This window comes from Pelagibius litoralis, assembly GCF_011683915.1.
GTDB classification, from domain to species: Bacteria; Pseudomonadota; Alphaproteobacteria; order Kiloniellales; family Kiloniellaceae; genus Pelagibius; species Pelagibius litoralis.
In genome coordinates this window covers 55,741-75,967 of the sequence record NZ_JAAQPH010000018.1, presented here as the reverse complement: position 1 = coordinate 75,967, position 20,227 = coordinate 55,741, and the positions used below count along the sequence as shown (strand labels likewise).

The 20,227-nt window shown below is 63.4% G+C and carries 19 protein-coding genes and 1 tRNA gene; 8 read left to right on the top strand and 12 right to left on the bottom strand.

What is annotated here, in order from left to right:
- Positions 1-105 precede the first annotated feature (105 nt).
- Positions 106-1,038 carry a DMT family transporter gene (locus HBA54_RS20935; RefSeq protein ID WP_167228310.1) on the top strand — a complete coding sequence of 311 codons (933 nt, stop codon included), beginning with the start codon at positions 106-108 and terminating at the stop codon, positions 1,036-1,038.
- Positions 1,039-1,166: 128 nt separating this feature from the next.
- Here HBA54_RS20935 and thpR read toward each other — a convergent pair whose 3' ends face one another.
- The 4 genes from thpR to HBA54_RS20915 form a co-directional block, all read right to left on the bottom strand.
- Entirely contained in the window at positions 1,167-1,700 is a 534-nt protein-coding gene (thpR, locus tag HBA54_RS20930; protein ID WP_167228308.1) for an RNA 2',3'-cyclic phosphodiesterase, read from the bottom strand.
- 71 nt (positions 1,701-1,771) lie between these two features.
- Positions 1,772-2,815 carry an NADP(H)-dependent aldo-keto reductase gene (locus tag HBA54_RS20925; RefSeq protein WP_167228306.1) on the bottom strand — a complete coding sequence of 348 codons (1,044 nt, stop codon included), beginning with the start codon at positions 2,813-2,815 and terminating at the stop codon, positions 1,772-1,774.
- A gap of 60 nt (positions 2,816-2,875) precedes the next feature.
- Entirely contained in the window at positions 2,876-4,048 is a 1,173-nt protein-coding gene (locus tag HBA54_RS20920; RefSeq protein WP_167228304.1) for an FIST signal transduction protein, read from the bottom strand.
- Between the two features lie 2 nt (positions 4,049-4,050).
- On the bottom strand, positions 4,051-4,692 hold the full coding sequence (locus HBA54_RS20915; RefSeq protein WP_240932802.1) for an arylesterase: 642 nt from the start codon (positions 4,690-4,692) through the stop codon (positions 4,051-4,053).
- A 305-nt stretch (positions 4,693-4,997) separates the two neighbouring features.
- Between HBA54_RS20915 and HBA54_RS20910 the strand changes: the two genes are divergently transcribed.
- From HBA54_RS20910 to HBA54_RS20900, 3 genes are all read left to right on the top strand, one after another.
- Positions 4,998-5,768, top strand: coding sequence for an ABC transporter ATP-binding protein (locus tag HBA54_RS20910; RefSeq protein ID WP_240932801.1), 771 nt, complete (start codon positions 4,998-5,000; stop codon positions 5,766-5,768).
- The gene (locus tag HBA54_RS20905; RefSeq protein WP_322096081.1) at positions 5,765-8,353 is read left to right on the top strand and encodes an ABC transporter permease; all 2,589 of its coding nucleotides are present in this window, start codon (positions 5,765-5,767) and stop codon (positions 8,351-8,353) included. Before HBA54_RS20910 ends, HBA54_RS20905 begins: the two co-directional genes overlap by 4 nt.
- A gap of 229 nt (positions 8,354-8,582) precedes the next feature.
- Positions 8,583-9,299, top strand: coding sequence for a Bax inhibitor-1/YccA family protein (locus HBA54_RS20900; RefSeq protein ID WP_205944804.1), 717 nt, complete (start codon positions 8,583-8,585; stop codon positions 9,297-9,299).
- Between the two features lie 176 nt (positions 9,300-9,475).
- Here the strand turns inward: HBA54_RS20900 and HBA54_RS20895 are convergent, their stop codons facing one another.
- The gene (locus HBA54_RS20895) at positions 9,476-10,234 is read right to left on the bottom strand and encodes a glucose 1-dehydrogenase (RefSeq protein ID WP_167228300.1); all 759 of its coding nucleotides are present in this window, start codon (positions 10,232-10,234) and stop codon (positions 9,476-9,478) included.
- Positions 10,235-10,434: 200 nt separating this feature from the next.
- Here HBA54_RS20895 and HBA54_RS20890 point away from each other — a divergent pair, with 200 nt between their 5' ends.
- A complete protein-coding gene (locus HBA54_RS20890; protein WP_167228298.1) occupies positions 10,435-11,190 on the top strand; it encodes a sulfite exporter TauE/SafE family protein in 756 nt (251 codons plus the stop codon).
- A gap of 42 nt (positions 11,191-11,232) precedes the next feature.
- Entirely contained in the window at positions 11,233-11,526 is a 294-nt protein-coding gene (locus tag HBA54_RS20885; RefSeq protein WP_167228296.1) for a DUF1330 domain-containing protein, read from the top strand.
- Between the two features lie 307 nt (positions 11,527-11,833).
- Here HBA54_RS20885 and HBA54_RS20880 read toward each other — a convergent pair whose 3' ends face one another.
- From HBA54_RS20880 to HBA54_RS20865, 4 genes are all read right to left on the bottom strand, one after another.
- Complete coding sequence (locus HBA54_RS20880) at positions 11,834-12,964, bottom strand: glycine cleavage T C-terminal barrel domain-containing protein (RefSeq protein WP_205944803.1); 1,131 nt, start codon at positions 12,962-12,964, stop codon at positions 11,834-11,836.
- Positions 12,965-13,098: 134 nt separating this feature from the next.
- Positions 13,099-13,728 (bottom strand): hypothetical protein, encoded by a 630-nt coding sequence (locus tag HBA54_RS20875; protein ID WP_167228292.1) that lies wholly within the window; start codon positions 13,726-13,728, stop codon positions 13,099-13,101.
- Between the two features lie 741 nt (positions 13,729-14,469).
- The gene (locus tag HBA54_RS20870) at positions 14,470-14,991 is read right to left on the bottom strand and encodes a hypothetical protein (RefSeq protein WP_167228290.1); all 522 of its coding nucleotides are present in this window, start codon (positions 14,989-14,991) and stop codon (positions 14,470-14,472) included.
- Entirely contained in the window at positions 14,988-15,821 is an 834-nt protein-coding gene (locus HBA54_RS20865) for a TIGR04255 family protein (RefSeq protein WP_167228288.1), read from the bottom strand. Before HBA54_RS20865 ends, HBA54_RS20870 begins: the two co-directional genes overlap by 4 nt.
- A gap of 229 nt (positions 15,822-16,050) precedes the next feature.
- Here HBA54_RS20865 and trhA point away from each other — a divergent pair, with 229 nt between their 5' ends.
- The gene (gene trhA, locus HBA54_RS20860; protein ID WP_167228286.1) at positions 16,051-16,728 is read left to right on the top strand and encodes a PAQR family membrane homeostasis protein TrhA; all 678 of its coding nucleotides are present in this window, start codon (positions 16,051-16,053) and stop codon (positions 16,726-16,728) included.
- Between the two features lie 23 nt (positions 16,729-16,751).
- Here trhA and HBA54_RS20855 read toward each other — a convergent pair whose 3' ends face one another.
- Positions 16,752-17,663, bottom strand: a complete 912-nt coding sequence (locus tag HBA54_RS20855) for a PLP-dependent cysteine synthase family protein (RefSeq protein WP_167228283.1) — start codon at positions 17,661-17,663, stop codon at positions 16,752-16,754.
- Between the two features lie 123 nt (positions 17,664-17,786).
- Between HBA54_RS20855 and HBA54_RS20850 the strand changes: the two genes are divergently transcribed.
- Positions 17,787-18,179: a winged helix-turn-helix transcriptional regulator gene (locus tag HBA54_RS20850; protein WP_167228281.1), complete on the top strand. Its 393-nt coding sequence runs from the start codon at positions 17,787-17,789 to the stop codon at positions 18,177-18,179.
- A 150-nt stretch (positions 18,180-18,329) separates the two neighbouring features.
- Here the strand turns inward: HBA54_RS20850 and HBA54_RS20845 are convergent.
- Together HBA54_RS20845 and HBA54_RS20840 are read right to left on the bottom strand one after the other, a co-directional pair.
- Positions 18,330-18,405: transfer RNA gene (locus HBA54_RS20845), tRNA-Thr, on the bottom strand.
- A gap of 165 nt (positions 18,406-18,570) precedes the next feature.
- Positions 18,571-20,226, bottom strand: a complete 1,656-nt coding sequence (locus HBA54_RS20840) for a heme biosynthesis protein HemY (RefSeq protein WP_167228279.1) — start codon at positions 20,224-20,226, stop codon at positions 18,571-18,573.
- Between the last annotated feature and the right edge of the window lies 1 nt (position 20,227).

Here is a 20,227-nt window from a genome sequence, read left to right as displayed (position 1 = left end):
AGCCCGCATCCCCTCCCGGCCACCCACCAGGATAATCGCCCATGGGATATTTGGGGGTGGCCGGGAGGGGATGCGGGCCGGTGCCGTTACGTTCAGGATAAGAACATGAGCCAAGAGGTTGCAAAGCCCGCTGCCGGGGTGGAGCGGATCGGTTTCGGCATCGCCTGTGCGCTGGTCGGGCTCTTCGGCATGGCGGTCATGGACGCCTGCGCCAAGTTTCTCGGCGAAGGCTACGCCGTCAGCCAGATCATCCTGGCCCGCAACTTCTTCGGCCTGATGACCATTCTGGTTTTCGTGATCCTCAGCAGCGGCGGCCTGGCCAACCTGCGGCCACGCCGCCCCGGCCTTCTGCTGGCCAGGGCCTGCGCCAATCTGGGCGCCGCCTTTCTGTTCTTCACCGGCCTGCGCTACATGCCCCTGGCCGATGCCTTCGCCATCGCCTTTGCCGCCCCGCTGTTCATCACCGCCCTCTCCGTCCCGGTGCTGGGCGAGCATGTCGGCGTGCGGCGCTGGGCGGCGGTCATCTTCGGTTTCCTGGGGGTTCTGGTGGTGGTGCAGCCGGGAACCTCGGCCTTCCGCGTCGAGGCCCTGCTGCCCCTGGGCGCCGCCTTCTGCTACGCCGTTGCCATGCTGATCGGACGCAAGCAGACCCGCTTCCTCTCGACCTCGGCGATCCTGTTCTGGCCCAGCCTTATCGCCGTCGGGGTCACCCTGACGCTGATGCCCACCCAATGGCAGACCCCGACCCTGCCGGATCTCGGGCTCTTCGCCTTCATGGGCGTGATCGGCACCGCCGGCATGATGCTGATCACCCAGGGCTACCGCTTCGCGCCCGCCGCGGTGATCGCACCCTTCGACTATTCGGTGCTGCTCTGGGGCGTCATCATCGGCTGGCTCGTCTGGCAGGATGTGCCGGGCCCCGAAGTGTGGATCGGCTCGGCCATGCTGGTCGCCAGCGGCCTCTACATCCTGCACCGCGAGACCCGCAAGCCCAAACCGATACAGCCGCCGGCCGGTCCCCTCGGCCCGACGTCCTAAGGCAGATCACGATCAGAGCGGCACAGGCCGCCGCAGCCTGCTGCATCAGGTGAACCATGTGACGGACATTTGAGAGCGGCTTGGCCGTGACCGCAAACTCGCCGTGGCAACGCTGAGACGCGCGCCGCTCATATCAGCGGATACGTCGCTTCGGGGGCGTAGATCGCGCCCTTGTGGGCCAGGTAGCTGGAGTAGAGAACGAACTCGGTCACCTCGAAAGGTTCGGCGCGGAACAGCGACCGCTCGACGATGTAGTCCTGCAGCCGCTCGCCCGGGTTGGCCTTGAAGCGCGCCAGGGTGACGTGGGGTTTGAACTTGCGCTTCTCCGGGGCGAGACCGGCGCGCTGCAGCGCGGTTTCGATCTTGGCCTGCAGATGGTCCAGGGCCTCGTTGGGCTCCACCCCGGCCCAGAGCGCGCGCAGCCGCCGGTCCCCACCGAACTGGCCGAGGCCGGAAAGGGTCAGGGAAAAGCGCTTGCCGTTGATACCGGAGAGAGCGGCATCCACATCGTCCGCCTCATGACCACCGACCTCGCCGATGAAACGCAGGGTCAGATGCAGATTGGCCGGATCGACCCAGCGGGCGCCCGGCAAGCCCGAGGACAGGGCGCAGAGACGGCTGCGCAGATCGGCGGGAAGGGAAAGGGCAACAAACAGACGCATGGCCGATATCGAAGACTGGAAAACGCGGGAAGACCCGAACGGCAGTGACGCCTGCCCCGGCGGGACTGCTCTTAGGGGCAGGGATAGGTGTAGTCCTTGTGAATGGCTTCGATGCCCGCAAGGACCTCGTCGCTGAGAACCACATCCTTGGCCTGAAGGTCGAGCTTCAGCTGCTCCATTTTCGTGGCACCGATGATCGAGGCGGTGACGAAGGGGCGGGTCAGCACGAAGGCATGGGCAAGATGGGCCGGGTCCAGGCCGTGGTCCTGCGCCAGCTTCACATAGGCCGCCGTCGCGGCATCCGCCTGGGGCCCCTGATAGCGCGTGTTGTCCGGCCAGAGCGTGCGGCGCGCGCCCTCGGGCCACTGGTCGTTCAGGTACTTGCCGCTCAGGGTTCCGGCCGCCAGTGGCGCATAGGCCATCAGGCCGCAATCCTCGCGCAGGGCGACCTCGGCCATGCGGGTCTCGAAGCTGCGGTTCAGCAGGTTATAGGGGTTCTGGACGGCGGCCATGCGCGGGCCCCTGCCGGCCTCCGATGCCGTAATAAAGCGCATCGCCCCCCAGGGGTTTTCGTTCGACAGGCCGACCTGGCGCACCTTGCCGGCCTTCACCACTTCATCCAGCGCCTCCAGGGTTTCCTCGACCGGGGTCTCCGCGGCATCCGGCTTTTGTTCATAGGCAAGGCCGCGAAAATCGTTGGTCGCCCGGTCCGGCCAATGCAGCTGGTAAAGATCGATGTAGTCGGTCTTCAGGCGCTTCAGGCTGGTGTCGACCGCCGCGGTGATGTGGTCCTTGTTGAAGCGGGTATCGCCGCCCCTGATGTAGGCGAAGCGCTCCTTGTTCGGGCCGACGATCTTGGTCGCCAGCACCACCTTGTCGCGGTTGCCCCGGGCGGCGAACCAGTTGCCGATGATCTCTTCTGTGCGGCCGTAGGTGTCGGCCTTGGGGGCCACGGGATACATCTCGGCGGTATCGAAAAAATTGATCCCCTGATCCAGGGCATAGTCCATCTGCTCGAAGCCCTCGGCCTCGCTGTTCTGAATGCCCCAGGTCATGGTGCCAAGACAGATGGCGCTGACCTTTATGTCGCTGCGGCCCAGTTTGCGATACTCCATGTGATGTCCCCCAGACATGTGATGCCCTCAGAAAAAGCGCCGTCGAGACAAGCCGCCGTTTCAAAGCAGCAGCGTCAGAACGCCGGTGTAGCCGTAGAGTCTGTTGTTTGAGATTTCGCCGTTGGCAAAGAACCCGGTCAGCGGGATATCGCCAAAGGTCTCGCGGATCAACTGCAGTTCTTCCGAGTGTGGACCGAAAAGGTGCCGCCCCCGGGCGACGCAGGAATAATAAAGCCCGGCGCGCGGCGCTGAGCCGGCGCGCTCGCGCAGGCCTTCCAGCATCCGTTTCAGGTCGCCCCGCGCCGAGGCATGGTCGCGCCGGCAGAACCCGACGCGGTCGCCGGGCGCAAGCTCGGCACCGACCTGCAGCCACTCGCGCTCCATATCCATGCCGACCAGATTGCGCACCGTATAGTCGCCGGTGTCGCTGCCGGCAATCGGCAGCGCCGCGAAGATGTAACCGCCGATACGGCTTAGATCGCGCGACAGCAACTCGCCGACATCCTCACGCAGCACCGTCAGGGCCGGACGGCCGTCGAGGGTCTTGACCACCCCCTGCCCGGTCGCTGCGGTAACCTCATGGACGGCGCCGATCGGCGTGCAGCCCTGGGAAAGGCCGGCCACCGCCAACTGCTCCGAGGAGAACAGCACGCCCGACAGACCGCCCTCGGTCAGGGTTCCGCAGACCTGCGGAAAATCGGGGCTTTCCGAAGCGGTCAGGCCGCCGACCAGAAAAGCGGCGGTTGCCTGGGAGACGGCTTCGATGACCTCGATAATCTGGGGATTGCGCGGATCGCCGTGAACCACACCCAGGATCGGCCTGTGCTGCGCCACCCAGGCGTCGTGATCGCGGCTGAAATCGTCCAGGTCGCTCACCACCGGCGCGAAGGGGCGATAGCTGTCTTCCGGCAGGGCGGCGACCAGGACCGAAAGCGCCGGGCGGTCGTAAAACTCCCGCCCCGAAGCCATCACCCCCAGGCCGACCGTGCCGGTCCAGTCCGCCACGCCGGTGCGCTCCCGCAGGAAGGTGACGATGCTGCCCAGATCGTCGGCCAGGGCGGCCGTGACGTAGACAAAGCCCAGGTTCGCGCGCTCCGGCAGGTCGCCGAGCGCCGCAACACAGGCAGTGGCCACCGACCCCCAGATTTCAGGCGAGGCCTCATCACTGCTGGCAAAAGCGGATACGTAACGCCCGGCGCGCTGGGCGCCGCTGTTAATTGCGGGGGCGGTCATAGTCAGTTCGTCTGCTGGGACTGTTCGGCCAGCCTGGCGGTCTTCACCAGGGCAACAACCTGCGGCTTGATGCGTTTCACGATCTCCGCCACGCCCGCGGCATTGGGGTGGATGCCGTCGGCCTGATTGAGTGTCGGCTCAAAGGCCACCCCCTCCAGGAAGAACGGATAGAGCGGTGCCTGGTATTTCTCGGCCAGGCGCGGAAAGACATTGTTGAAGATATCGCCGTATTCCCGGCCCAGGTTGGGCGGCGCCAGCATCCCGGCGATCAGCACCGGCAGACCTTCTTCGTCGAGCCGGGCCATGATGGCGTCGAGATTGTCGTAGGTCGCGTTCGGGTCGAGGCCGCGCAGGCCGTCGTTGGCGCCCAGCTCCAGGATCACCGCGGTCGGATCGTCGGCCAGCGCCCAGTCGAGCCGGGCCCGCCCCGCTGCCGAGGTATCGCCCGAATTGCCGGCATTGATCACCGTGACGTCCAGGCCGTCGGCCCGCAGCGCGGCTTCCAGTTGTTCGGGAAAGGTATCGCCCGCCGCCAGGCCGTAGCCGTGGACCAGGCTGTCGCCGAAGGCCATCAGGCGCAGGGCTTCGGCCTGGGCCCCGGGGCTGCCCAGAACCATTGCCGCAGCAACCGCCAGGGCCGGCATCCATCTGCCCTGCCGCCTGCGGGAATCGGGGGAAAAATGCATAGAAACCCACCCTTTAAGGGTTGTGCCGCGGGGAGAAGACGTCCTGCCGGAGGGTCATCCGCCCCGCCGGGAACCCTTTTGATCCTGTGAAACAAGTAGTCGCCGCAACGCGCCCGATCAAGCGGGCAAAATGATGGCGGCGGCCGGCAAACCGCCCTAAAGGTCCGGAAAACACCAAGAAAGGCGCGGCTTAGACGGCCGATCTGCGTTGAAATGGCGTTTGAGCGATCCATATGGCAGGCAGACCGTATAAAAGAGGGACCATGACCGAAAACAGCAACCCTGCCTCAAAGGTCCCGACCGACCCAAGAGATTCCATGATCGCCCTGGAGGCGGTGGAACTGACCCTGCCGTCGTCGGCCGGTCCGGTTCATATCCTGCGCGGGCTCGACCTGACCATCGGCCGCGGCGAGACGGTCAGCGTGGTCGGGCCTTCGGGTTCCGGCAAGTCGTCGATGATGATGATTATCGCCGGCCTGGAGCGTGCGAGCGAGGGCCAGGTAACCATCGGCAGCACCCGCTTCAACGGCCTGGACGAAGATTCCCTGGCCCGGTTCCGGCGCGATTCCGTCGGCATCGTGTTCCAGGATTTTCACCTGGTCCCGACCATGACGGCCCTGGAAAACGTCGCCATTCCCCTGGAGTTCGCCGGGCGCAGCGACGCCTTTGAGCGGGCGGCGGCCTGCCTGGAGTCGGTCGGCCTGGGCCACCGCCTGACCCACTATCCCGGTCAGCTTTCCGGCGGCGAGCAGCAGCGCACCGCGCTGGCCCGTGCCTTTGCCGCGGAACCGGATCTGCTGCTGGCCGACGAGCCGACCGGAAACCTGGACGGCGAAACCGGCCAGCAGGTCATCGACCTGCTGTTCAGCCTGCAGGCGGGGCAGGGCACCACCCTGCTGCTGATCACCCATGACCCGCAGCTGGCGGCGCGCTGCGCGCGCACCGTAAAACTGCTCGACGGCCTGATCATCGACGACGGCCCGACCGGCCGGAACACCTCCGCAAACGCCCCGGCTCAAGCGGCCGTCTCGTGACGGCGCTGGACCAACCAGCCGTCGGGCGCCCGGGCAGCAAAGCCATGGGCAAAGGCGTTGCGGGCAGCCTGCCGCTCGCTCTGCGCCTGGCGCGGCGGGAACTGCGCGGCGGCCTCAAGGGCTTTCGCATCTTTCTGGCCTGCCTCACCCTTGGCGTCGCCGCCATTGCCGGCGTCGGCTCGGTATCGGAGGCGATGCTGCAGGGCCTGCAGCGCGACGGACGCAGCCTGCTGGGCGGCGACATGGACCTGCGCCTCACCCATGTCGAGGCCAGCGCCGAGCAACTGGCCTGGCTGGGCGAGCGGGCCGAGATCTCGACCACCTCGGAAATGCGGGCCATGGCCCGCGGCCTGGACGAGGGGTCGCGCCGGGTCCTGGTCGAGCTGAAGGCGGTCGACAACCTCTATCCGCTTTACGGTGCCGTCGAGCTTGCCCCGGCTCTCGATCTCGACAAAGCCCTGGCGCAACAGGACGGTGTCTGGGGCACGGTCGTGGACGGCAATCTGCTGCGCCGCCTGGAAGTTGAACTGGGTGAGCTGGTGCAGATCGGCGACACCCAATACCAGGTCCGGGCGGTGCTGGAGCGCGAACCGGACCGCACCTCACGCGCCTTCACCCTGGGCCCGACCTTCATGGTCCAGCAGGAAAGCCTGGCCGCCACCGGCCTGGTTCAGCCGGGCAGCCTGATCCGCAATCATTACCGCCTGCGCCTGGACAGTCAGACCTCTGCTGCGGCGCTGCGCAGCGATCTGACGGAAACCTTCCCCGAGGCCGGCTGGCGCATTCGCGATACGACGCAGGCGGCGCCGGGCATCGGCCGCTTCATCGACCGGCTGACCCTGTTCCTGACCCTTGTGGGTCTGACCGCTCTGCTGGTCGGCGGCGTCGGCGTCGGCAATGCCGTGCGCAGCTACCTGGACGGCAAGACCGGCACCATCGCCACCATGAAGTGCCTGGGCGCACCGGGCCGTCTGGTCTTTCAGATCTACATGGCGCAGATCCTCGCCCTGGCGCTGGTCGGCATCGTGATCGGCGTGGCGATCGGCGCCCTCAGCCCGCCGGCGGCCCAGGCGGTGATCGGCGACGCCCTGGGCTGGCGCGCCGAACTGGCGATCTATCCGGTTCCGCTGCTCACCGCCGCCGCCTTCGGCATCCTGACCGCCATCACCTTCTCACTGCTGCCGCTGGCGCGGGCCCGCGCGGTGCCGGCGGCCAGCCTGTTCCGCGATCTGATCACACCGGCAAAGGCACTGCCGGACCGTAGCGTCCTGCCGGCGCTGGTCTTCTCCGGCGGTCTGCTGGCGGGCCTGGCGGTGCTGACCGCCAGCGACCGGATGCTGGCGTTCTATTTCGTGGTCGGGGCCATCGCGGCGCTCGCCCTGTTCCGTCTGGCGGCGCAGGCAATCATCAGCCTGTCGCGCCGCCTGCCGCGCTCGCGGCGCCCGGGCCTGCGCCTCGCCATCACCAATCTGCACCGGCCGGGAGCACCGACCGGCTCGGTCGTCATGTCGCTCGGCCTCGGCCTGACGGTGCTGGTGGCGATCGCCCTCATCGAGGGCAACTTGTCCCGCCAGCTCCAGCAAAGCCTGCCGGAGGAAGCCCCCGGCTTCTACTTCATCGATATCCAGCCCGACCAGGTTGCCGACTTCGACAGCCTGGTCGCCGGCCTGCCGGGCATCACCGAGGTGCAGCGCGTGCCGATGCTGCGCGGGCGCATCTCCGCGGTGAACGGCGTATCGCCCCGGGACATGGAAATCCCGGCGGACGTGCAGTGGATCTTCCGCGGCGACCGCGGCCTCACCTGGATGCGTGAGCCGCGCGCCGGCGACGAGCTGACCGCCGGCGACTGGTGGCCCGCCGACTACAGCGGCGACCCCCTTGTCTCGCTCGACAACGATGTCGGCCAGGCGCTCGGCATCGGCCCGGGCGACAAGCTCAGCGTCAACATCCTGGGCCGCGACGTCGAAGTGACCATCGCCAATCTGCGGGTCATCGACTGGAGCAACCTGACCATCAACTTCGTCATGGTGTTCTCCCCCGGCCTGCTGGAGCAGGCACCGCAAAGCCACATCGCCACCGTGAAGGCCGAACCGGAAGCCGAGGATGGCCTGGAAATCGCCGTCACCGACCGCTTCATCAACGTCTCCTCGATCCGGGTGAAAGAGGCGCTGGAGCAGGTCGGCCAGCTGATGACCCACATCGCCACGGCGGTGCGCGCCATCGCCGCCGTCGCCCTGGCCGCCGGCGTTCTGGTGCTGGCCGGTGCCGTCGCCGCCGGACATCACCGCCGGGTCTACGACGCCGTGGTGTTGAAGGTTCTGGGCGCAACCCGGCGGGTCATAGCCCAGGCCTTTCTGCTGGAATACGGCCTGCTGGGCCTGGTGACCGCCACCATTGCCGCCGCCATCGGCAGCCTGGCCGCCTATCTGGTGCTGACCGAAATCATGGGCACACCCTTCGTTTTCATGCCCCAGGCGGTTCTGACCACCGCCCTGCTGGCCACCGCCATCACCGTGGCCTTCGGCTTTGCCGGCACTTGGCGGGCACTCGGCCAGAAGGCCGCCCCCCTGCTGCGCAACGAATAATCGCCCCCTGGGGCCGCAAATCGCGCTCCAACGCGCCGAAACAGAGCCTTAATACAGACAAATACTGTTGTTTATCGCTTTGAATATGAAGAAAAATTCACGCACGGGCTATGCGGAAATAAGTTGATTCGAAGGCCGCTTCGCCCAATATTATCAGTGAATTCTTTGGGCAAGCTTGCGGCCTCGATTTTGCCGCCAAGGTTGCATGGGTAAATGAAAGGGTGTCCTGATGGCTCTCGGTCCCGACCGCAAATACATGACGCAGACGCAGGCTGATGCCTCGCAGATCGATGAGGGTCTGCGCTCATACATGCTGGGCGTCTACAATTACATGGCTGTCGCCATGGGCATCACCGGCCTGGTCGCCTATCTGACCTCGACGAGCCCGGCACTGCTCAGCGCGATCTACAGCACGCCGCTGCAGTGGGTGGTGATGCTGGCGCCGCTCGGCTTCGTGTTCTTCCTCTCCGCGCGGGTCCACAAGATGTCCGCTTCGGCGGCACAGATCACCTTCTGGGTGTTTGCCGCGGTGATGGGCCTCTCGCTGTCCTACATCTTCCTGGCCTATACCGGCGCCTCGATCACCAAGATCTTCTTCATCACGGCCGGTGCCTTTGCGGGCCTCAGCCTGCTGGGCTACACCACGAAGAAAGACCTCTCGGGGATGCGGACCTTCCTCTTCATGGGTCTGATCGGCATCATCATCGCCATGGTGGTGAACATCTTCCTGGGCTCCCCGGCGATCCAGTTCGTGATCTCCGTCGCCGGCGTGCTGGTCTTCGCGGGCCTCACCGCCTACGACACCCAGCAGATCAAGAACATGTACAACGAGGCCGACGGCAGCGAGATCGTCACCAAGAAGTCGATCATGGGCGCCCTGCGTCTCTACCTCGACTTCCTGAACCTCTTCCTCTTCCTGCTGCAGCTTTTCGGCAACCGCAACTAAGCGCTTCAGGAAACGCCTAAAAAAAGCGAAGGCCCGGGACAATGTCCCGGGCCTTTTCTTTTGTGGCGCACCCTTCGAGACGATCGCTTCGCGATCTCCTCAGAGTGAGTTTTTTTCATCCTCATGCCGAGGAGCGCGCTCAAACGCGCGTCTCGAAGCATGGCTTCCTGCAGAATTCAGATGCAGCGGCCGCCATCGACCTCCAGGGTGACCCCGGTCAGGAAGTTCGCCGAGTCCGACGCCAGGAAGAGCGTCGCTTCGGCAATGTCCTTAGGCGTCGAGAAACGGCCGAGGGGAATGGTCGCCTCGAACTTCTTACGGTTTTCCGGCGTGTCCGGCACGCCCATGAAGGTTTCCATCAGCGCCGTCTCGCCGATCACCGGGCAGATCGCGTTGACGCGGATCTTGTCCGGCGCCAGTTCCACCGCCATCGACTTGGTCATCACGTTTACCGCCCCCTTGGAGGAGTTGTAGACCGTGAGACCGGGGCGCGGCCTGAGCGCCGCGGTGGAGGAGGTGTTGACGATACAGCCGCCGCCCTGGGCCTTCATCAGCGGAATCGCCGCCACCGCCGCCAGGTAGATGGCCTTCACGTTGACGTCGTAGATCCGGTCGAACTCCTCTTCACTCACCTCGGTCATCGGCTTGTTTCGGTGGGAGACGCCGGCGTTGTTCACCAGAATGTCGAGGCGCCCATAGCTGTCCAGCGCGGCACGCATCATCGCATCGACATCGGCCTTGGCGGTCACGTCGGCGCGCAGGCCGACCGCCGCGCCGCCGGCGGCATCGATCTGCGCCGCCACCCGCTCCGCCGCATCACCGTTGATGTCGGCGACCACCACGCGTCCGCCTTCGGCGGCAAAGAGCCTGGCAATCCCCTCGCCGAATCCCGACCCGCCGCCGGTAACCACGGCGACCTTACCCTGAAGCCGCATCGCTTCCTCCCTATGACCTGTTTTCTGTTGAGCGGCGGCGAGATTAGACCTTTTTTGGGTTTCGGCACCAGCCCGCTCCCCCTCCCGGCCACCCATTAGGATAATTGCATTGAGTGGCCGGGAGGGGGAGCGGGCCGGAACCGCTTCGACGCAAGTCCAAAACCCAAGACCCGGGACTGCAGGGGTCCTATGATCAAACCATGTGGGAGATCGATCTGATTGCCGTCGTGGTGGCCAGCTTTCTGCTGGCCGGGCTGGTGAAGGGGCTGGTCGGCCTCGGCCTGCCGACCATCGCCCTGGCGCTGCTGGCGACCCGGATCGACCTGAAAGACGCGATACCCCTGGTGCTGGTGCCCTCCCTGGCGACCAACATCTGGCAGGCCGTAAGCGGCGGTGCGCTGGCGGTGCTGCTGAAACGCCTCTGGCCGCTGCTGGCACCGGCCTGCCTGGGTATCTGGATTGGCGCGGGCGTGCTCGCCGGCCTCGACGCAGTGCTTGTCTCCGGCCTCTTCGGTGCGCTGATCTGCGCCCACGCCGCGATCAGCATCACCGGGCTGCAGGCCCCGGCACCCGGCGCCAGAGAGACTTGGCTATCGCCGTTGATCGGCAGCGTGAACGGCGTCATCACCGGGCTCACCGGGTCCTTTATCTTTCCCTCGGTGCTCTACCTGCAGGCCCTCGCCCTGCCGCGCGATCATCTGGTGCAGGCCATGGGCATCACCTTCCTGGTGTCGACCCTGGCGATGGCCGTGGCGCTGAGCGGCCATGCGCTGCTGCCCGCCGAGGCGGGCCTGCTCTCCGCCGTTGCCCTGGTCCCGGCCCTGGCCGGCATGGCACTGGGCCAGTTGCTTCGCAAGCGCCTGCCGGAGGCGCGCTTCCGCAAGGTCTTCTTTCTCGCCCTGGCCGCCCTCGGCGCGTATCTTACCGCCGCCGCCTTTCTGGCGCCGCACCTATAGACGACCCGCAACCCGAAGACCCTATCTGGAGAGACGATACCCATGGCCGCCTATATCATTGCGCATCTGGACGTGACCAACCCGGAAGCCTTCGAAGCCTATCGCGATGCCGTTCCCGCCGTCGTCGCCGACCACGGCGGCCGCTACCTGGCGCGCGGCGCGCCCGTCGACGTGCTGGAAGGGGATTGGGAAATCCCGCGCCTGATCATCCTGGAGTTTCCCGACAAGGCGGCAGCCGAGGGTTTCTATCACTCCGCGGAATATCAGGAGATCCTGCCCCTGCGCCTGGAGAACGCCGACGGCGCCGTGGTGATCGTCGAGGGCGTGGAAGGTTAGAGGGGTCACTTGTACAACGCGACCATCGCCCCCTATCGTCACCCCGGACCTGATCCGGGGTCCATGGTGATAACCATCACTCTGTTTGCCGGGAGAGACCGCGCAAGCGCAACGATGGATCCCGGATCAAGTCCGGGATGACGGAAAAGCGCTGAGACCTAGATCGGATCATGTTTTGACGGAACCACTTCGTGGTTGCGCCAAAACATGTGAATCCGATCGCCATCAAACAGTGAGAGCAGATTCACCCGGTCGCCAGATATCCCAGGGGATCGCCTCCGGCGATTCCATCCGACCGGGATCTGCCCTAAACCGTCTTCCGGCTGACGAAGGGCAGGGGCGAGACCTTGGCCGACAGGGGCACCACGTCGCTTTCCACGGTCAGCACACTGCCCTCGCCGCTCTGCGCCAGGGGCACCAGGGCCAGGGCGATGGTCTGTTCCAGGCTGGGCGAGTAGACGGCGCTGGTGATGCGCCCGGCGGGCGCGCCATCGCAGGTGATCGCCGCACGTTCCAGACTCGGCACCGCTGCCGCGCCGCCCTCGACCGCCAGCCCGACCAGACGCCGGGTGATGCCCGCTTTCTTGATCCGGGCCAGCGCCGCCTTGCCGATGAAATCGGCCTCCTGATCCAGGTCGACGAGGCGGCCCAGGTTCATCTCATAGGGGTTGTTGTCCAAGTTCATATCGGCGCCGTAGGACAGCAGGCCGCCCTCGATGCGCCGGATCGCCGAAGGGGTGGCCGGGGCGATGCCGTGGGGATTGCCGGCCTCCATGATCGTCTCCCAGAGCCGGTCGCCGTCGTCGCCGTTCTGCAGATAGATCTCGTAACCGCGCTCACCGCTCCAACCGGTGCGCGACACGATGAGCGGCATGCCCGCCAGTTCGAACTCCGCAAACCAGAAGTACTTGAGGTCGTTCAGGGCGGAACCGAACAAGGCCTCACCCACCGCCGCCGCCAACGGGCCCTGCAGCTGCAGGGGGGAGACATCGGGCTCGAAGATCTCGACGTCATAATTGCCGAAGTAAGCGACGCCCTTGGCCCAGAGCAGCACGTCGCTGTCGGCCAGGGACAGCCAGTAGCGGTCCTCCGCCAGCTTCAGCAGGACGGGATCGTTGAGGATGCCGCCGGTCTCGTCGGTCATCAGCAGGTACTTGCACTGGCCGACGGCACAGTTGGAGAGATCGCGCGGGCTGAGCAGTTGGACGAAGCGCGCCGCGTCGGGCCCGACGATTTCTACCTGGCGCTCGACCGCTACGTCCCAAAGCGTCACCCCGTTCACCAAATGCCAGTAGTCGGCCTCCGGGCTCTGGTAGTAGAGCGGCATGTACATGTGATTGTAGACCGAATAGGCCTTGCAGCCATACCGCTGGGTCGCCGCGAAGAAGGGCGAACGGCGCACCCGCGCCGAGATTACGATGTTCGAAAGCACGGTCATGGCCATACTCCTTCCGCTGCCGGCAGTCGCCTTTCAGGGGAGAAATACGGACGTTGCGGCGCGCTGTCGCCCCTGCAGGCGACACGCGATCATCCTAAGGGCGACCAGCCGCCCACGGAGACACCGCGCTGGGATCAGAGAATGCTGTCGACGAAACCCGGGGGCGACCAGCCGGCCCGCCATTCTTCCAACGGCACCACGTGGGCCGGGCGGCCGTTGTCTTCGAACCAGGTATCGACGGCGTAGGCCTGACCGGTCTTCAACTCCACCACCACGGCGGACTGGTGTGGCCAGGAGCCGTCGATCAGCAGGCCGCGCCCGGCCCAGCCCTTGATCTTGTGCCACTTCAGATAGCCCGCCTTGGCCATCAGGGTGAGATAGACGGAGGTGTTGCTGGTCTCGTCGACACAGTCGAACTGATGGTTGCCGCTCATGGCGTTGAAGGTGCCGCCCTGGTCTTTATGGGTGCCGGTCTTGCGGCCCACCGCCTCTTCCAGGATCGCCGTGGCCATGGCGATGCGCGCCCGCTCGATATCGGCGGAGGCCGCCGGCTCGGCGAAGATGTCGGCGACCGGGTCCCATTCCAATTCGGTCAGGGATACGTCGGAAGTCAGCCGGCAGCCATGGCCGTGACAGATCGAAAAGGCATCGTTCTTGGCGCCGACGAAGTTGCGTTCCGCCATCAGGTCGTCGTAGTCGCCGCCCGGCGTGCCGCAGGCGCTCAGCAAGAGCAGCAGCCCGGCCGCGGCCCCGGCAGTAAGCATGTTCCGATTTCCGGGTGTCATCTTCCCGAGTGTCATCTGGTCCCCCGACGTCAGCGCTGCGCGGCCCGGCTTCTTGAAGCCCGGGCCCGATTCCCGCGCATTTAAACACTCAAAGCCCCGGCAGGCAAAGTCACAGAGGTGTTACGGGCTCTTGGCAAAGTTCGGAATTTGGGTCGCTTTGGAGAAAGGGCATTAAAAAACTTGGAACCGCACCCGTGCAGCAATCTATTGGAAGATTGAGATTGCCGACTTAGATCAAATTTCGACGAAAGGATGTGCCCGACTATTAAGTCATTCCGTCTGGCTTCTTTACCCATATGGCAGTCTCGGCAATCCTCCTCTTCTGCCCTTTCGATTTGGGTATTCCCCATACAGAACCGTGATATGGATTGCCTTCCTTGGGATCACTCCCAACTCTACAGCCCATCGCTCTGAGTGCGCCGGCAATTAGCCGAACAGCACCAAATTCAGGGTTTGGCAAAGTGTGCGTGACATTAACGCCCGCCTCTACCATCGGTCTCTCAAGGTTTACTGACATTCCGCCGGACGGCCCACTTGATTCCGAAAACGCGCCAGTCGACAGACGAGGCTGACCAGTGTTTTGGTCCGGAACCAAATGATACTCGGGATTAATATAACGAATGAGCCCGTCGTTTTCCAAAATATCGGGGTCATCATAAGGCATGATTCGGTTGGAACCGTCCCGCGGAGGTTTTGCCATGAGACCCGAACAACCAAGAATCAGGTCTGGATGCGCGAGCTCAGCTTTGCTAGCTGCTCAGCCATTGCTGTATAGTCTGTTGAGATCTGCTGTTCGATCTCTTCTCCTGTTTGGTGATCGCAGAAGTACAACGCAACTCGGTTTGGCGCCTCAATCTCAATTTCTAGATCAATTCCTCTTTCGTGCCATTCCAATTGAAGGCCCCCATAGCCAAGCGGAACGATTTGAGGCGGAGGGCAATCTGGATCGAGCGTCTCCGACAGCAATTTGAAAGCGAAATTCGCGATATCGCTTTGAAGCGGTTGCCCATCGTACCCATCCCAACCAACTGGCAAACCTGCGAGTTCTTGGAGTTTCCTAGCAATCGAAAACAGGCATTTATTCGTTTGTTTTGCCGCAAAATAGGAGCTGATTGAGCCGCTACGCGGAGCCTGAATAACATCCTCCTCAGTCAGGTTTTGTCGGAGTGAAAAGCTTCTCAAGCTAGATACCCCTGAAGCCATCAAGCTAGCGTCCGGGTCATACGCTGCATCTGCAGTCATTGCTTCCTCCTCCACCGGCCATGCATGAGTTCTGTCGTGGACTGTGCAAAGTGCCCAACAATTTTCTCGCGTCCTATATCAATAAATTCTAAAGCTGATTCTATATTCGGTTCGCTCGGCTGACCACGCACCAAAATTGATAGTGCGATTACAGGAAGGCCTTCATCTGAGAACCCGGGCTTAGATTCGATTAACAATCTGCCCACTGGAAGCTGATCGTCAGATTTTATTACGTAACGAAGCAAGAATTGTGCATCTTCGATTTCTTCGGCCCGAAGCGTGTCGGGCATATTACCAAACATCCGAAATACTTTGCCTGGGTCGGCGCATAGGTTCTCTGCTTCTTCGGAAACTATATGGTTTATATAGGTAACCTCACACTGGTTTGGGCGAAGATCTCCCAATTCAGATTGCTCGAGAAACCGAGCAAGAACGTTTAGTTCATCCGCGAAGTTTTCCTTTATCTGCTCGTACCGTGGATATGGATCGCTTTCGCTTATTTTTCTCCAATTATGGATAAATCTATCCGACTGGAATTGAATGAGCTCATTCTTGGCTTCATCCATGAACCACAGGCGCGGTGTGGGCATCGGGCCCGATATAAGCTCTACCTTTGGGCCTTTGGTTTGTGATCGCGTTCCAAATGTCTCAAAACTCGGCCCAAGAGGAGGCTGCTCTTGAACAAAGGGAAACTTGTCCCTAAACGCTTTCCAAAGATCGCCTATGTGAATGGACTGAAATCCTTGGATACGTTCGAATTGGACGCCAAGAACAACCTCTACAAGTGGTGGATTCTCGAAGTCAGGTAGATCTTTAGGTCGACCACTCATCAAGGAGCCTCAGACAAAACAGATTCTTCGGCATCATGAATCATGCTTGACTCTGATGCAAATAGCTTCGTCGCAATGATCTTGAGTTAACAAATTCCAAACTATGATCATTGGTAGTCACCCTTTCATACCTTTCGATGCTGTGCATCTTAGTGCGCACGTAAGGGATTATAATAGCAAGTTATTGCGAATTTCGCAATACTATGAGTGCTTATAAGAGCCCCCTTCGATGCCCGAGCCTCTTGTCTTTCCCACCTATGCCTCCGCCGAGCGCCGTGCTGATGCGGCGGTACACGTTCTCGGCGTAGGCGCCAGCCTGATCGCCTTTCCGATCCTGATCCTGCTCGCCCTGCCGCAGGGCTCGTCGCTCTCGATTCTCAGCCTGGCGGTCTATGGGACCGGCCTGATCGCGGTTTTTGCCTGCTCCGCCGCCTACAACATGGCGAAACGGCCCGGCTGGAAAGAGATCCTCCGGCGCCTCGACCATGCCGCGATCTTCGTGATGATCGCCGGCACCTATACCCCCTTTTCGCTGATCGTCATCGGCGGCGGCTGGGGCCTGGCGTTGCTGGCGGCGGTCTGGGTAGTGGCGCTGGCCGGCGTCGCCCTGAAGCTGTTCCTGCCGCGCCGCTTCGAGCGGGCCGCCATCGCCCTCTACCTGGCCCAGGGCTGGGCCATCCTGGCGGTGGTGGAGCCACTGGTCGCGGCGCTCTCGACCGCCGCCCTGGTGCTGCTGGTCACCGGTGGCGGTCTCTACACCCTGGGTGTGGTCTCTCACCTCTGGCGGCGTCTGCCCTATCACAACGCGATCTGGCATGCCCTGGTGCTGGCCGCCGCCGGCTGCCACTACGCCGCCATCCTGGAAGCGGTGGTCCTGACGTTGCCTGTGACAGCCTTCAAATCATGAACAGCTAATGCCGCCGTGATAGGTCACCGATACAAGTCGTCGCTCAAATACCGCATCCCGGTATCAATTATCACCGTCACGATCTTTTTTCCGGGTCCCAGTTCATTGGCACGCTGAAGGGCCGCCCAGACGTTTGCGCCCGAAGTGACGCCGCCAAACAAACCTTCTTGCCGCGCCAATGACCTCGCACCCCAATACGCGTCCTCATCTTTCACCGACACAACCTCGTCAATCAGGTCGCGCCGCAGAATAGTTGGTACAAACGACAATCCGATCCCTTCGAGCTTGTGGGTGCCACTTGTGTCCCCCCCTGAAACATTGCGTACATAGTAGGGTTCAATTGCGATGATCCGCGTTTGCGGATTGTGGTCTTTCAGGATTTCCGCATTGCCGGAGATACATCCGCCGCCGCCTGCCGCCATGACAAACTCGTCGATAGGGCCATCAACTTGATCTAGGATTTCGCGCGCCATCGCGTGATATCCTAGCTTGTTGTCCATGTTGTTTACCTGATCCGGCCAGAACGTGCCCGGCCGATCAGCCAGCTCTTTTGCACGAGAGATCATTCGGTTGATCACGTCGGCGGTAAGAATGCCGCCTTCCGCATGAACAATCTCCACCTCGGCGCCGAAGGCACGCATCGTTTGAAGCTTTTCTTCGGAAAAGCCGTTTGAAGACACGAAATGCGCACCATAGCCGCGCGTGGCACAGACCATCGCCAAAGAGCTTCCCGTGCTGCCGCCAGTGTATTCGATCACACGCCCACCAGATTTCAGAACGCCGCGCCGTTCCGCACCTTCAATCATCGACAGCGCCATTCTGTCTTTCATGCTGCCGGTTGGGTTCGCCCCCTCCCATTTCACATAGACGTCAGCACTGCCAGGATCGGTCAAATGGTTCAATTTGATCAACGGTGTTTTCCCGATCGCGATCATGGCGAGCCCTCGCAGAAATTCAGTATGTAACTTCCATAATTAAAGTGACTAACGTTCGTCAAGCTTTCATTTTTAAAGTCACTTGGGTAGAGAGGGATGTGCTACTGCCTTTCGGAGACCTCCATGCAAAATCCAGAACATGACTTTCGCTCTCGATGCTCCATCGCGCGCACTTTGGAAATACTCGGCGACAAATGGACGTTGCTCGTCGTTCGCGATCTGATGTGGCACGGCAAACATACGTTTCAGGCGCTGCAAAGCAGCGCGGAACGAGTGCCTGCGAATTTATTGTCGCAACGTCTAAAGAGGCTGATGGCATGGGGGCTTGTGCAGCGCGAAGCCTATCAGGACCGACCCGTTCGATACCGCTACTACTTGACCGACAGAGGAAAGGAACTGGAATCGCTTCTCCTGCAAATCATGAGCTGGGGTCACGCTCAATTGGGAGGTGGGCTTTATGAGCCTGCTCAGGGAAAAACTGTAGGAGAAGCGCTGGAGAAAAGGAAAAGCCCATAGCCGCATTGGGTCTAAGGTGGTCATCCGACTATTTTGGTCGCATGTCCTCTATAGCGTTTTCGACCTACGTCGAATCGGCACCGGAAAACAGCAAATCCAGCTGCCCATAAAGGCAAAACCTTCTGGCGTTTTACAGTATCCTGGGGGAAATGGTGCCGCCTGGGTGACTTGAACACCCGACCCCCGCATTACGAATGCGATGCTCTACCAGCTGAGCTAAGGCGGCCCTTTGGCCGGAGCGAGACCCCGGCGACCTGAATCGAGCGGAGATTACGGCGAAGCCGCGATCAAGGCAAGACCCGCAACCGGGCTTGTTACAGCCGCCCGGAACCCGACAATCCCGCCGCAATCCTTAGGCCTTGTGCCTTAATCCAGGGTTAATGGCTCGGGATTACGGGCGCGGCGGGACGGAGCCTTCCACGGCAGAGGCCTCGTCCGGATCGTCGTCTTCCGGGCTGCTTTCCGGCGGCTGCTGACCGTTGGGGCCCGCCGGCGCGGGCTTTGATGCCGCCGGCGTCAGTGAAACCGGGGGGGCGGGTTTCGCCGCGGGAAGCGCCGCGCCGGCGCTCGGCTGAGGCGCCGGTTTGGACGGTTCCGCCGGGGCGCAGTCCGGCAATGGCGGCTGATCCGGCAGCGGCGCCAGAGGAATGCCGACCGGCGCTTCGGCGGTCTTTACCGGATGCCTGGCGGTGATCCGGGCCAGCGCCGAGCCCCAGGAACCCGCGTCGGCGGCGCCCAGCGTCCCGACCCGGCGCGGCGCCCGCCAGGCGAGACTGTCGAAAGCCCCGCAGGCGCCGCAATCGACGCTCCACTGCGCCGCCACGGCGCCGCAGGCATTGCAGACCCAGGCCGGATCGCGGGGCGCATGGGCGGCCTGTTCAAGCCAGGCCCGCGCCGCCTCGCTGTCGTTATGCTCGGCCTCCTCCAGCCGGGCCATGAGGCGGCAGACCTGGGCCCGGGCCGGGTCCTCGCCTTCCAGGGTGACGAGAATGCCGAGATGGCGCCGGGCCTCGCCCCAGAGCTTGGCCTCCAGACTGGCCTCGGCCAGGGCCAGGTGGCTTTCGCGGTGATCGGGGTTGAGGGCGGCAAGTTTGGTGAAGCGCTTCACCTGCTCCAGCGGCTTGGCGGCGGGCGCGGCCCGGCGATAGAGCCCTGCCAGTTCCGCCGAGGGGGTACGCGGCCAGGACCGCTCGACCACCTTGGCGGCTTCGCGGAAACGGCCGCTCTCCACCGCCAGACGGGCATGCAGGGCCGCGGCGGCCAGCAGGTCCGGATCGGCCTTGTCGGCGGCGCGGGCCAGGGAAAAGGCTTCGTCCCTGCGCTCTTCGGCCAGGGCCTTTTCCGCCTTGGCCAGGGTGATCACCGCGCCCTTGTGGTCGGCGTCAGGCTTCGGCAGGGCCTTGATCTTCGCGGCCTGCTTCAAGGCGCCGGCGGCAGCATCGTAGTCGCCGGTGCGCTCGCTCAACTCGAAGAGGTTGGTCACCACCCAGGGCGTCTTGGGCCGGAGCGCATGGGCTTCGCGGACGTATCCCAGGGCGCGCTGGTCGTCGCCGCTGCGCAGCGCCTGCATCAATAAACCGCGCAGACCGAGAAAGCGGGTCTCCGGCTTTTCCAGCATGGCGTTGAAGTATTTCTCCGCCGCCTGTTCGTCGCCGCCGAGCTGGGCCGCCTGGGCGGAGAGCAACAGGGTCAGTGGCGGGTCCTCCAACAGGCTGTCGGCCTTGCGGGCCCAGCGGGCCGCTTCCTGCGCGTCGCCGGCGGCGACCGCCACCATGCCCTGGCTGAGCGCGCGGAAACCCCGCTTGCGCCGGCCCGACGCAAAGGCCCGGCCAATGCTGCCCGGCGTTCCCAGGATCAAGGTAATGATGCGGTAGACGATGATGACGGAAATCGACAGGACAACCCCGGCCAGCACCAGCAGGCCGACCGGCGGCTCCATCCGGTAGCCCAGCCATTCGATGGAGACGCTGCCCGGATGCTCCGCCAGCCAAAAGGCGGCGAGCGCCGCCAGCGCGGCCAGAACCACAAAGACAATGGCGCGGCGCATG